Source organism: Allofrancisella guangzhouensis (assembly GCF_000815225.1).
Taxonomy (GTDB): domain Bacteria; phylum Pseudomonadota; class Gammaproteobacteria; order Francisellales; family Francisellaceae; genus Francisella; species Francisella guangzhouensis.
In genome coordinates, this window is sequence record NZ_CP010427.1 from 588,424 (window position 1) to 602,087 (window position 13,664).

The window sequence follows — 13,664 nt, forward strand, 5'->3', positions numbered from 1 at the left end:
ATGTATAAGCAAATTTATAAAGTATGGATTATTAAGGAGTTATTTTGGTAAGGTTTCATGTAGTGTTAGGCGTTGTTGTATGTTTTATTGCTTGGTTGTTTTTTTTAATCTTTCCTAACTTAGATATAACTATAGCTGGTCATTTTTATAATTACTCCGCACAAAAATTTGTTGGTGGGTATGATGGCTTTTTAGGATTTTTACATCTTTTTGCTAGATTTTTTCCTATTATCTTTTCTGTAGTAGTAATTTTGTTTCTGCTAGGATCTTTGCTTATCAAGGCTTTACAAGTTAAGCATAGGAAAGAAGTATTATTCATAGCTGTTTGTTTATGGATTGGACCAGGTTTGGTTGTTAACTATATATTTAAAGATCATTGGGGTAGACCTAGACCTGAAATGGTACAACAGTTTAATGGTGATAAGATTTTCCAAAAACCATTTGTAATATCCTCACAGTGCGATAAAAACTGCTCTTTTGTCTGTGGCGATGCATCGATGGGGTTTTGGTTATTTGCTTTTATGCCTTTGTTGGCTTCTAGAAAAAAGAAAGCGTTTGTATTTGCTGCAACAGTGATTGCGGGTGGCGGTTTGGGTTTAATGAGAATTGCACAAGGCGGGCATTTCTTTAGTGACGTGGTATTTTGTGGAATATTTGTGTATCTTTCTACTTGGGCTGTTTATTGGGTAATGTATGGTAGAAACAAAAATTAAATAATTAGAAATTTAAAACTTTTTATTACTAAAAACTTTTTTCTCATGAGTATATCTGTCAATATATGTTTATTATTTATTCTAATTAGAATCCTTAATGAATAAAAAAATAGTTGGTTTTGTTGGCTGGCGTGGTATGGTTGGCTCTGTATTAATTGATAGAATAATTAATGCAAATGATTTTAATAATTTTGAAGCGGTATTTTTTACAACTTCACAATTAGGGGAAGTGACAAAAATAAATAATAAAGAGTATGTACTTGAAGACTCTTTTAATCTTAAGGAGCTTTTTAAAGTAGATATTTTAGTTACTTGTCAGGGAAGTGAATATAGTCAAGAAATATTGCCGAAGCTTAGAGCTCAAGGTTGGCAGGGATTCTGGATAGATGCAGCATCTAAATATCGTATGGCTGATGATAGCATTATTGTTTTAGATCCAATAAATATGACAAATATTCAGCAAGCAATAAAGGACGGTATCAGGAATTTTATTGGAGGTAATTGTACTGTAAGTTTGATGATGTTAGCTATAGATGGACTTTTAAAAGATAATCTTATTGAGTCAATTTCTGTAATGAGTTATCAGGCTGTTTCTGGAGCTGGGGCTAGAGCAATGGTTGAGTTATTAGACCAAAGTCGTCTTATGTCTAAAAATCTTGATATTGAAGCTAGTGATAGTCTAACTCTTGAAAAAAAGATTCGTTTGCAAACACAAGCTGAAAATTTTCCTTGTTCACAATTTATTGCACCAATGGCATTTAATTTGATACCATTTATAGATACGTTATTAGAAAATGGACAAAGTAGAGAGGAATATAAAGCTCAAGCGGAGCTTAATAAAATTTTAGCTACTAGAGAGACAATAGCTGTTGATGGCATCTGTGTGCGGGTGCCTGTGTTAAGAGCGCATAGCCAAGCTTTGACAATAAAGCTCAAAAAACAACATTCGTTAGATGAGGTCGAAAAGATTATTAGATCAGCTAATGATTATATAAGATTTGTGCCAAATAATCCGCAAGATACAGCAAGATATTTAACGCCATTATCAGTAACAGGCACATTAGATATAGCTGTAGGTAGGCTTAAGACAACAAATATTTCTAAACAACATATCCAACTCTTTACTGTCGGAGACCAATTACTTTGGGGAGCTGCAGAACCTATAAGACGTATGTTAAATATTTGTTTAGCTAATAATTATTAGATTATATTTGACACTTTCAAATTTATTATGCTAAACTTGAAAATAGTAAGTTTTGTCTTACGGTAAATTTTAAAGAAGAGGAGCATAGTTTATAGAACTAATCTGAAGGTCATAACACTTTAAGATGGTTAGTATTCTAGAGATTATGCCGAAAGAGTACACAAGTTATGAGTTGTATTCTTGGGTCTGATGCTGAAAGGCAGCAGAACTGTCACGTTAAACTTAGACGTGGGGTGCTTCGATCTTGGCATTGTTTTTGCGAAGTTTTTAGTTTCCCCTACATCAGAGGAAACTTGGAGGGCTTTGTGAAAAATCAAATTAGAGCCGTTAAATTTGGCGGTACAAGTGTTGTAAATATTGAATCAATAAGATGTTGTATTGAAGTTGTAAGGACAGCTGTTGATATTAAAATATCAACGGTTTAAACCTATAATAAGAGCTATAAAATTAGCAATATGGTTGTTATGATGTTTTGTGACATCAATACTTATTTTAAGAATAATTAGTTTATATAGTATTAATTGGGGTAGTTAATTGAGCTTTTAATAATAAGCCTTTTGAGAGTTGGTTATTCGGATTGGGGGTTTAGGCTTTGGCTTTTGAGTCTATTAAGGAAAGAAAATAATTAGAAAAACTATAATACGTGGTTTAAGGAGAAAATATAAATGTCGGAGAATCTTAATCGTAATTTACAAAGTCGTCATATGTCAATGATAGCCTTAGGTGGTTGTTTGGGTACAGGGTTATTTTTAGCTTTAGGTGGGGCTATAGCTGATGCTGGTCCTGGAGGGACTGTTTTAGCATATACAGTAATTGCTATTATGGTATATTTTTTGATGGCAAGTTTAGGTGAGATGGCAGCTTATAATCCAGTTGCAGGTACTTTTTGTGAGTATACTACAAAATATGTAGATCCTGCACTTGGGTTTAGTACAGGTTGGAGCTATTGGTTTAACTGGGCTATTACTGTTGCTACAGAGGTTATTGCTGCAGCGATAATTATTCAATATTGGTTTCCTGATTCTTCTATATTATTATGGAGTTCTTTTTTCTTCTTAGTTATATTTTGTTTAAATTTATTTTCAGTACGGGTGTATGGTGAATTTGAATATTGGTTTTCTTTTATAAAGGTATCTACTGTTATCATATTTATTATCGTTGGAGGACTATCAATATTTGGTTTAGTCGGCAACCATACAAACGTGGGGTTTGATAATTGGCATATAGGGGATGCTCCTTTTCATAATGGCTTCTTTGGATTTATGGCGGTGTTCATGATAGCAGGTTTTTCTTTTCAGGGTAGTGAACTTGTTGGTGTAACAGCAGGAGAGGCAAAGGATCCTAAAACTTCCGTACCTAAGGCAATTAAACAAACATTTTGGCGTTTAGTTATCTTTTATATTTTCGCAGTGGTAATTATTAGTTTCTTGATTCCATATAATGATCCTAATTTAGTAAGTGCTGCTAGTGAGTCTCATAACGATATTTCTATGAGTCCATTTACTATAGTTTTTGAAGGTGTTGGGTTGTCATCAGCAGCTACTATAATGAATGTTGTAATTTTAACAGCAATACTATCAGCTTGTAACTCTAGTATGTATAGCGCTACTAGAGTTTTATGGCATTTAGGTAAGATTAATCATGCTCCTCGAGTTTTTGCAATTACCAACTCTAATGGTACACCAATGTTGGCTCTACTTGCTACATCTTTGATAGGTAGTTCATTTTTTTTAGTATATTTTATAGGAAGTAAGGGTATATTTAATTGGTTGGTAAACATTTCTAGCCTTGCTGGTTTTCTAGCATGGTTTAGTATAGCAATTAGCCATTACAGATTTAGAAGGGCATATATAAGACAAGGTAAAAGCTTAAATGACCTACATTTTGTAGCGAAATTTTTCCCATGGGCGCCTTTGATTGCCTTAGCTCTTGTAATTACAATTATTTTTGGCCAAGGTATAAATATTTTTGTGAATCCTAGTAAGAGTTGGTTTGGAGTTACTATAGAGTTTGTCTCAACATACATTGGATTTATAGTATTTGTAGTATTATATTTGGCATATAAGTTTATTAAAAAGACAAAACTGATAAAATTAGAGGATTGTGATTTGACAACTCATTTGTAGAGAAGATTTATGAATACATTTTTTATCGAGGGTAAACAGGGTCGTATAGAGGTAGCTCATGATAAAGTCAAAGATGCTAGGCAAGATGTTGTGGCAGTTATCTGCCATCCTCACCCTTTATATCAAGGTAGTATGCATAATAAAGTAGTTACTACAATTGCCAGAGCTATGAAAACCTTTAAAGTAGAGTCATATAGATTTAACTATAGAGGTGTAGGTGATAGTCAAGGTGAATATGGTGAAGGTTTAGGTGAGCTTGAAGATTTACTGACAGTTTGTAAGTGGATAGAGCAAAATACTAGTATAAAAAAGATAGTTTTATGTGGTTTCTCTTTTGGTGGAGCTATAGCATATAAGGGGTTGAGCAAAATAGACAAAGTCTTATCTTTAATCACGATAGCTCCTGCTGTAGATAGATTTGATTTGACGAAATATCCAGCACCAAATTTGCCTTGGTTTTTAGTTCAAGGGGTAGACGATGATATCGTTAACCCAGAGTCAGTTTTTGATTTTGCTATTAATAAAGTAGAATCTGATTTAATAATGCTTAAGATGAATAAAGTTGGACATTTTTTTCATGGTAGGCTAACTGATTTGAAGAAAAACATAGAAAATTTTGTTTTTCCTATTTTAGATGAATTATAACTACAAAATAATTAAAAAAGGATCCGAAAATGAATAGAAAAGTAGCTCTTGAGGCAGTTAGAGTAACAGAGTTAGCAGCTTTAGCATCATGGAGTCAAATGGGTAGAGGAGACAAGATAGCAGCAGATCAGGCCGCTGTTGACGCTATGAGGAATGCTCTTAACGAAGTAGATATTGATGGCACGGTTGTTATCGGTGAAGGGGAGCTTGATGAAGCACCGATGTTATATATAGGTGAAAAAGTAGGTAGAGGAGGTCCAAAAGTGGATATAGCGTTAGATCCTCTTGAAGGAACAACCATCACATCAAAAGGTGGTCCAAATGCTCTTACAGTTTTAGCTATGGCCGATGAAGGCGGTTTTTTGAATGCACCAGACGTATATATGCAAAAAATAGCAGTTGGTGGTATAACAGCACCTAAGGGTATAGTCGACCTAGATGATTCTGTTACAGAAAACCTTAAACGAATAGCAGAATATAAAGGTGTTCATTTATCAGCGTTGGTTGTGTGTACTATGGATAGAGCAAGACATGCTGATATTATAAAAGAGGCAAGGGCTTGTGGCGCTAGAGTTATATTGATAGATGATGGTGATGTTTCAGCAGTTATTTCTACAGCTACTGAAGGATCAGGAATAGACGTATATATAGGTACAGGCGGAGCTCCTGAAGGTGTTTTAGCAGCAGCAGCCTTAAAATGCTTAGGTGGACAAATGCAAGCAAGGCTAGTGTTTAATAGTGATGATGAAATTAAGAGAGCTCATAAGTTAGGTATAACTGACCTTAATAAAAAATATGATATAGATAACCTGGCATCAGGGAATATTATATTTGCTGCAACAGGTGTTACAGATGGTAATATGCTCAAAGGGATTAAGAGAATAAATAGTTCTCGTAGAGGTTCTTTTGCTGTAACTCACAGTATAGTTATGCGTTCAACAACAAGAACAGTACGTCATATAACAGCTGAACATAGTTTTGATTTCAAAGAAGGTGTTGAAAAGTTTATGTCTTAATTATTTTGTACTTATCTTTTATTTTTATGTTTGAAAAGCTGTTTAGAATATTAAAAAGCATAAATTTTACCATATTAGGTTTCAAAAATTATTCTAAAGTGTTAATTTTTAAACAATACATGGTGATTAATTAGAGGGCCTTAATGAATAATATACAGATACTTTGGGTAACTTTTCTAGTTTATATAGTTATTATATTCGCTATAGGCATTTATTCATATTTTCAAACAAAAAAAGTTTCTGATTATATGCTTGGTGGCAGATCCCTGAGTGCTCCGATAGCAGCCTTAGGAGCGGGTGCTTCTGATATGGGTTCTTGGTTACTTTTGGCTCTACCCGGAGCTTTTATGATGTATGGTTTTAGTCAGATATGGTTACCTTTGGGGCTAACTATAGGCGCTTTTGTAAACTGGGGTGTTATAGCAAAAAGATTAAGAATATATACTGAAATAGCTAAAGATTCGATTACAATACCTGCTTATTTTGAGAACAGATTCCACGATAATAAAGGAGTCCTTCGGTTTGTTACCACTATAGCTATAGTGGTATTTTTTACAATCTATATCGGTGCTGGATTTGTGTCTGGAGGGATATTATTTAGCTCAATGTTTGGTATTTCATATCACCAGGCTTTATTTCTTACTGCTGCGGTAATATTTATTTATACTTGTGTGGGTGGATTTTTGGCTATATCCTGGATAGATTTTTTCCAAGGAACCTTAATGTTATTTGCTTTACTAGTAGTGCCAATAGTAGTTTTTAGTGATTTTAATGGCATAGATTTACAAGTAGCCCTCTCAAATATAAATATAGCTGGATTTTACGATATCACAGCAGGTGTCCCAATTATTACTATAATATCTCTATTAGCTTGGGGCTTGGGATATTTTGGACAACCACATATTATTGTTAGGTTTATGGCTATAAAAGATCCAAATAAAACTTCTAGAGCAATGTGGATATGTATGTCATGGATGATAGCTGCGCTCGTTGGAGCTGCCTGTGTTGGTGTATTAGGAGCTGCTTATTACCAGGGTCAAGCAATAAATCCAGAATCAGTTTTTCTTAGACTATCAGCAATATTTTTTAACCCCTGGATAGAGGGGATTCTACTTGCAGCAGTTCTTTCGGCTGTTATGAGTACATCGTCAGCTCAATTATTATCTTTGTCTAGTGCTTTTTCTGTTGATGTGTATGCTAAATTTTTTAGGAAAAAAGCTTCACATAGAGAGCAGTTGAATATAAGTAGGCTGATCGTTTTGGCAGTAACCATACTAGCTATAATTATCTCTTATAATCCTGAGAGTAGTATATTAAGTTTAGTTAGTTATGCTTGGGCTGGGTTAGGTAGTTCTTTTGGTGCTGTGGTGATATTTTCTCTATTTTGGTCAAGAATGAATAAGTATGGTGCTATGGCAGGTATCATTTCAGGATCGTTTATGGTTTTAATTTGGCCATTATTTAAAAACTTCGGGGGTTGGTTTGAAATTTATGAAATGGTTCCTGCATTTGCGCTTAGTTGTTTTTGCATAGTTACCCTTAGTTTAGTAACTCCAAAGCCAGAAGAGTCAATTATACTTGAGTATGAAAAGTATAAACAAACATTATAGATTTTATCTATTGAGACTCTCAGCTCTTTTGAGTAAAATGTAGCATCATTTTGCTTAATTTTTTATATGAAAAAAATATTATTTATATTAGCGGTGGGAGGAGTATTTTATTTCCTATCTTTTTTGAACAAATCGATCGTTTTTAGTGTTTTTATTTCTTTACTGCTATTGTTCTTATTTTATGCCTACATAACGGCAAAAGAAAAAGCTAGTGTAAATTTGCTTACTTTCTTATATGTTGGTTTTAGTTTTTTATTTGCGTTTTACGCTTGTTTTGAAGTGTTAAATACTTCTTACACAGACCATCCGTTTGTTACTATTGTTATTTTAAGTGTTTTATTGCCAACCTTTTTCTTGCTTGGATACAGAATTATTCTTAGCTTACACTGTTTATTTGAAAGTGTTTTTTCTGCAAAAAAGGTAGTGGTTGAACAGAAAAGTGTTGAATATGGTTGTTCTATAGTTATTACAACTAGGAATGAACCTTTTAATGTTTGTAAGATGACTTTTGATTCGGCACATAAGCTTGATCATCCTGTAAAATTAAAAGAGATAGTGGTTGTTGATAACAGTGATTTATCTCATCAAGATTTTATTAAGTGGCAAGAGTACGTAAAAGGGTTTGACTTAGTTGATGGTATGAGGTGTAAATTTATTCACAGGGAGGGTACAGAAGGTTTTAAGCCACGGAATCTTGATATCGCTATGCAGCATATAAGTTTTAACTATGTTTTATTTTTAGATGCAGATTCTACCTTACCTGCTAACTCTCTTAAAATCGGACTTCCTGAGTTTAATAAAAACCCTAAATTAGGATTTGTAAGTTTTTTGATAGAAAGTACTAATTATAATGTAAATTTAGTAACTAAAATCATTAGCATTTTTCAAAATACAATTCGTTATTTTAACGAATTTGTAGGTCAACGTGGTTACTGTAATTATCAAGGGCATAATGGAATTTGGAGTATAAAAGCTCTTCAGGCGACATCAAAATGGGAAGAATATTACAAATCTCAAGTTATGGTAACTGAAGATATTGCGGCAGGATTTAGATGTTACGAGGCTGGATTTGAAAGCAAGCCAATATTTTTAAAGACGGGTGAATGGGTGCCTATATCTTTGAGAGAATTCGAAAAAATGTGGTTACGTTGGTCTTTTGGTGGTATGCAGGTTATGCATAAATATATGTCTAGAATAATAGGTTCACCGAATTTATGTTTTAGAGTTAAGCTTGATATGTTGTATCTTTTATTTAAAGTTATTGCGTCAGGATTTCCTTTATTTGCTTTAATCTTAGTCACTTTCCCTAGAAGTGATCCAGCTTTAGTTGCGCTTATAAATATTACATTATTACCATTGATTATATTAAGTATATGGTATTACATATATGGATATCTACAAGGCAGTATATTAAGTAAAATATATCAAATATATATTTCCATGTTTATCTTATCGTCATTTGTTTTTTGGTGTGGGATAAAAGCTGAAATTAACTACTATCTGAACAAGCCGCAAGGTTGGAAACCAACCAGTAAAGTGCTCGATAAAGTAGATGGTTGGTCTGCTGTGTTATATAATAACTTTGGGAAACTTATTTTTTCTACAATAGGTTTGATTGTGGCTAGTATTTCTATATGTAGATTTTATTCATCGGCAGAGTTTATGTGGTACCTTTTATGTATGGTACCAAGTATATTGTTATTTATGAACACCATTCTATGTATTTTCATTTTAGGTAGAGCTAAGTATTAATAGTAACTTGGTTTATAATTTTTTGTATTTTTTAGTTAACAGAAATTTTTGTTATAAATAATACATATAATATTTGCAGCTTATTTAAATATCACGATATCACTGCTTATTATAATCTTTTATATTTACTTTATATATAAGGTTTATTTTTATTAAATATATAACTATAATTATAATAGCAAATATTCACTGTATTAAAGCTAGATTGTACTTATGTATTTCTTATTTTAATGTTTTGTTTAGAGTTGTTTTTTGAAAATACGGTCTAAGTAGCTAAACGAAAGAGGAAATAATTTATATAAATTTATTGCTATTAGGTGGCTTAAGCCTTAAGGAAATAGTTTTTTGAAAGAGATTAATATGATCAGAAAAAAAGGTTTTTCATTGCTGGAAGTATTAATAGCTTCGGCAATCACAATATTTTTATTATTTACCGCATTTTATGCTATAGGTAATCTTTTATCGGGGTCTATTTTGGCTGAGAAAAAGGTTGAGTTAGCTGATGAGTTGGATAATAGAATTAATCATTTTTTTGTTACAAAAGTATTTGATGATAGCCCTTCTGGGGAGATGACTTTTGCTAATCTTGGATCAAATGCTAACATTATTACATTTATAGGAACTAATTCTATTTATAATATTAGTATAACCAAAAGGATATTTGACCAAGCTGATAGTAACGAAAATACTGAAGAAAATAATAGTGGGAAAGTTACTATATGTCATAAACCTGGTACAGGATCCCAAAAAACTTTAACAATACCAACACCTGCTTTAAATGCTCACTTTGGTCATGGTGATTATATGGGCGCTTGTTCAGGTAGTTAGGTAAAATGAGTTCTAATTTATCTTAAGAAGAAAGGTTTGCTTTGGATGGATGCTAAAAGAAAAATAGCAAAATTGGAAGGTTTGACCTTAGTAGAGTTATTAGTATCAACAGCTATTGCTATGATAGTTTTTTCTATGGTTATTACTATCTATTATACAGTAAGAACTAAATACGATTATTTTAAAGATAAGATATCAACAGAAGTGAAAGATCTAACCGTTAAAAGAACTCTATATGATTTTATTAAAAATACAGGGTTTGCGTGTAAATTTGGTTACACTAGTCAAACTTATTATGATAAAACTGGAGATTCTTTAGATAGTTTTTTCTTAGGAAATTCTGGTTTGCGTGTAGGTCCTTTACCATTGCCAAATAGCAGTAATATTAAGTCTTCTTTAGGAGATGGCTGTACTAGTAATTGTTATCAAGCTGCTACGGATTATATAATGGTTAGAAAAGAAGATAGTCATACTAAGCTTGCAGATACAAATAATTTGTCAACAATATTGAAATTAGATTCTTTAAATAATTTAGCTGTAGATGGATATATTGCTTTATGTAATAAAAGCTATGTTAACCTAACTAAAGTAGTAAGTATAAATAGTGAAACTAATACAGTTGAGTTAGCATTTGCGCCTAATAGCATATATTACCCCGGGGATTATGCTGGAGTATATCGTTTAGAGATTCTTTATATTAAAAATACAGGAAATCAAGATAAGGATGGTAATGATATTTACTCATTGTATGTGTATATAAAAACTAATAGCAGTAGTGGAAATACATATGAATTAGTACGAGGTGTTAAAGATTTACAAGTAGAATATGCTACTGTAAATAGTGGTAATATTACTTGGAATTCAGTATCTACGCATATGGATATAACTAGCTCAGATTATCCAGCTTTAAGAGTATCATTTACAAGCTAGATTGTATTCTGAAAGTTTTAAAATAGTTGAAAGAGAGTTCCAGATGTAGTTTATTAGGTTTGAGAAGAACTTAAATAAACGAACAGGAACTAAAAATGGCACATAGACATTTAACTCTTTCAGATAGATATTATATAGAAAATTTACTTAAATTAGGATACTTAGAAGCAGCAATAGCTAATAAAATAGGATTTAGTAAAACAGCTGTTATAAATGAACTTAAAAGGAATAAAGTAGGTAAAAGTTATTCTGCAGAGATAGCCCATAAGTTGTATTGTAGTCGTAGAAAGTCAAATAATCATAAACTTACTAATGAAGTTAAAAAGCTGATAATAGCTTTACTCAAAAAGAAAATATCACCGGAGTTAATTTGTGGTAGATTAAAGCATGAAGGTATAGCTAAGCTAAGTTTTAAAGCTGTTTATAACTTTATACAAAGACATAACCTTAAACAGTTATTATTCTTCAAAGGTAGGCGTTACAAATACAAAAAAGAAGGCTCCTCAAATCAAGGTAAGATAAAGGATAGAGTCAACATATCACAAAGGCCTAAAGCAGCTAATGATAGAAAAGAGCTGTATCATTTTGAAGGTGATACTATAGTCGGTAAAGATCATAAAGGAGCTATTTTGACTATGGTAGATAGAGTTAGTAGATTCACAATTCTAGGCAAAGCTAAAGATAGAACAGCTAGTTCAATTAACCAAATTTTATACAGAGCATCAAATGGTAATAAAATTACCACAGCTACTTTTGATAATGGTAAAGAGTTTGCTAAACACAAAAATTTATCAAATAAAACTGGTATTAAAGTATTCTTTGCAGATGCATATAGTCCATGGCAAAGAGGTACAAATGAAAACATGAATAGGTATATCAGACAATTTATTCCTAAAGGTACTGATTTTAGTAATATCTCTCATCAGTATCTTAGAAAGTTGCAAATTGACTTGAATAATAGACCTAAAAAATGTTTAAATTATTTAACACCTAATGAGGTACATTTCGGAATCAGTATAAACATTGAGACTACAATCTAGCCAATTAATGGAGAAACTTTTAGTAAGGTAGTGGTGTTGTAGGAGTTAATTATATGTTAAAGTTAAGTCAAGTAAAAGGTTCATCACTGCTAACTGCTCTTATATTTGCTTTTGTGTTGATGGTTATAATATCGGCTCTTGCTTATAATTTTAGGGTGAGTATGCTTACAGTGAACGCCTTAATAAACAAAGATGAAAACCTAAATGTTGATGAAGGATATATGACAGATATTTTTGCAACACACGATGTGGCAAGCACTATAGATGAATCCATAGACGAATCAATTGAAAATTTTAGATTTTTAACGGTTCCTAGTGCTATCGTTGCAGGATTTTCTTTTGAGAATACAAATATAGAACTATACCAATCTGATCCGTACTTGCTAAGTAGTGATCTAACTTATAATTTTTTTAACAATAGCATTGTAGAATCCACAAAAAACCTTATTTTTAATAGTTTAGTTGCTGATATTTTGACTCAATATGATGATAACATTTATCCTTTGAATGTTCCTTATGTTAACTCTGATAGCATAATAGACTCCTTAGATACTACATATAAATTGGACAACGATGGCAAAATTGTAAGTAATAAAAGAGCTTATATAGGTTATATACAAAAAAATAGTAACAATTTAAATATAAACGCTAGCGGTACTAATTCTAGTGTTATAGTTCCAAATGATTTATCTGTGGATGATTATAAGTTTAGTGTTGGTTGGGACCTTAAGAGCGGTAATTGGAATATCTTTTTAGCTGTTTACGATAGTGATAAAACTTATACATCTTCTACGCCATTAGACAATTTAGTCAGCAATGCATCTCAAGCACAAGTTGATTTGGCAGATTGGCAAAAAATAGTGATGCCTAGTGGTAGTGGAATAGTTAGTGGAAGTACAGTACTTACTAAATGGTTTCAAGATTCTGGTAGTGATGTTCCTAAGCCTTTGATATTAAGGAAAGTTATTAGATCAGAGAACGGAGATGAAGTATACGATTTAGATGTCCACTCAAGCACTTATAATACAAATTCCAAGGTATTTACAGCTACCTCACCAGCCAGCTTTAGATCAACCAGTGATTTACTTAATTCTGATGTGATAGTAGCTTTGCCAGATAATTTGTTTACTTTGGATACTGTAAACCCATTGATACAAGAGGGACAAAACTTTATGACATACAATCCTGTTGGTGATAACTTAAGTAGTGCGACACAGCTTGCGATTAGTGCTACAGGTACGTCTGTTATAGTTAGGAAGAATAGTACTGATTTGTACTATATAATCTTTAATGGTAGCCAATATTATCAGTATAATTATACTGGCGGAGCAATTAATGGTAGTCAGAGTGTTACTTACCCTGGGGAAACTATCAGTAAAATAATAACCAAATTTGGAGCGTTATTTATTTTTACTAATCAATACTTACATGTTAATGATTTCAATGCTAATACTTTAAATACTTTGTCTATAGATAATACCAAAGAATACCAAGTACTTCGAAACGATGATGGTAATATATATATTATGCCAGATGGTTTGGCCTGTAATATCAATAACAATTGTAACTCAAATAATAGAATTTATATAGATACAGGTTGCTCTATCTATTGTGATGAGATAGCAGCCTTAAATAACATCTACCAGAATTTGGGTTTAGTCTATAGAAAATCTGTGTAAATAATTTAAACGATCGCTAAAAAACTAGACTTTAGCTCCGTCGAGCTACTAGTTTTTATAGATTGCCGTTCAAGCAACAGCTTATTAAGAATCTTAAATATGAAAAATAACTTGCTGTAAC

At 32.1% G+C, this 13,664-nt stretch carries 11 protein-coding genes and 1 riboswitch; all 11 genes read left to right on the forward strand.

Translation table 11 applies throughout. The annotated features are described in order from the left end of the window. Positions 1-44 precede the first annotated feature (44 nt). The 11 genes from lpxF (at position 45) to SD28_RS02800 (ending at position 13,543) form a co-directional block, all read left to right on the forward strand. Positions 45-713: a lipid A 4'-phosphatase LpxF gene (gene lpxF, locus SD28_RS02745; protein ID WP_039123875.1), complete on the forward strand. Its 669-nt coding sequence runs from the start codon at positions 45-47 to the stop codon at positions 711-713. 97 nt (positions 714-810) lie between these two features. After that, complete coding sequence (gene asd, locus SD28_RS02750) at positions 811-1,917, forward strand: aspartate-semialdehyde dehydrogenase (protein ID WP_039123877.1); 1,107 nt, start codon at positions 811-813, stop codon at positions 1,915-1,917. Positions 1,918-1,984: 67 nt separating this feature from the next. Continuing rightward, positions 1,985-2,164, forward strand: a riboswitch (Lysine riboswitch). Between the two features lie 418 nt (positions 2,165-2,582). Then, positions 2,583-4,043 (forward strand): amino acid permease, encoded by a 1,461-nt coding sequence (locus tag SD28_RS02760; RefSeq protein ID WP_039123881.1) that lies wholly within the window; start codon positions 2,583-2,585, stop codon positions 4,041-4,043. A 9-nt stretch (positions 4,044-4,052) separates the two neighbouring features. After that, entirely contained in the window at positions 4,053-4,688 is a 636-nt protein-coding gene (locus SD28_RS02765) for an alpha/beta hydrolase (protein WP_039123882.1), read from the forward strand. 29 nt (positions 4,689-4,717) lie between these two features. After that, positions 4,718-5,704 (forward strand): class II fructose-bisphosphatase, encoded by a 987-nt coding sequence (gene glpX / locus SD28_RS02770; RefSeq protein WP_039123884.1) that lies wholly within the window; start codon positions 4,718-4,720, stop codon positions 5,702-5,704. 143 nt (positions 5,705-5,847) lie between these two features. After that, positions 5,848-7,314 (forward strand): sodium/proline symporter PutP, encoded by a 1,467-nt coding sequence (gene putP / locus SD28_RS02775; protein WP_039123885.1) that lies wholly within the window; start codon positions 5,848-5,850, stop codon positions 7,312-7,314. A gap of 66 nt (positions 7,315-7,380) precedes the next feature. Continuing rightward, the gene (locus SD28_RS02780; RefSeq protein WP_039123888.1) at positions 7,381-9,066 is read left to right on the forward strand and encodes a glycosyltransferase family 2 protein; all 1,686 of its coding nucleotides are present in this window, start codon (positions 7,381-7,383) and stop codon (positions 9,064-9,066) included. A 360-nt stretch (positions 9,067-9,426) separates the two neighbouring features. Beyond that, on the forward strand, positions 9,427-9,894 hold the full coding sequence (locus SD28_RS07980) for a PulJ/GspJ family protein (protein WP_052251864.1): 468 nt from the start codon (positions 9,427-9,429) through the stop codon (positions 9,892-9,894). 45 nt (positions 9,895-9,939) lie between these two features. Then, positions 9,940-10,824: a PilW family protein gene (locus SD28_RS02790; RefSeq protein WP_039123889.1), complete on the forward strand. Its 885-nt coding sequence runs from the start codon at positions 9,940-9,942 to the stop codon at positions 10,822-10,824. Between the two features lie 95 nt (positions 10,825-10,919). Next, on the forward strand, positions 10,920-11,864 hold the full coding sequence (locus SD28_RS02795) for an IS30 family transposase (RefSeq protein WP_039124962.1): 945 nt from the start codon (positions 10,920-10,922) through the stop codon (positions 11,862-11,864). Positions 11,865-11,917: 53 nt separating this feature from the next. Further along, on the forward strand, positions 11,918-13,543 hold the full coding sequence (locus SD28_RS02800; RefSeq protein WP_039123892.1) for a hypothetical protein: 1,626 nt from the start codon (positions 11,918-11,920) through the stop codon (positions 13,541-13,543). Positions 13,544-13,664 lie beyond the last annotated feature (121 nt).